This window comes from Neisseria sp. P0021.S005, from assembly GCF_051956955.1.
Genome location: NZ_JBQCWY010000918.1, coordinates 1 through 500, shown reverse-complemented (window position 1 = coordinate 500; position 500 = coordinate 1). Strand labels below are relative to the sequence as shown.

Annotated in this window: 1 protein-coding gene; it reads left to right on the top strand. The window is 50.4% G+C overall.

Going from position 1 to position 500, the window contains the following annotated elements:
• Positions 1-500 (top strand): hypothetical protein (locus tag ACTHUE_RS20155; protein WP_440424296.1); only part of this gene is annotated, 500 nt, incomplete at both ends.

Here is a 500-nt window from a genome sequence, read left to right as displayed (position 1 = left end):
CCATTGATCCAAATACGCAAACACGCACCGTTAAGTTTGTCGATGTAGAGGATAACACTGACTATACAGGCAATGACGTAACGATTGCCGCATTGAATCCGACCGACCCTCAAACCTCGACTCCGACGACTATCGGTAATGTTAAAGATGGTCAGAAGCAAAACGATGCGGTAAACGTATCCCAGCTGGACAAAGTTGCCAAAGCACTTGGCACACAGGTTAATCCTGCTGACGGCTCTATTACTGCACCGAATTACACAGTTATTTCCGGCAATCCTGATAGTAGCAGCGTAGCGACTTACCATACTGTCGGAGAAGCATTAAGTGCGTTAAGCGATGCAGCACGCACACCGCTGACGTTTGCCGCTGATGCCGGTACGCCCTCAACTCGACGTTTGGGCAGCACTGTTACCGTTAAAGGCGGCGAGGCAGATGAAGCTAAACTGTCTGCTAACAACATCGGCGTGGTTTCAGACGACACTACCGGCACGCTCAACGTC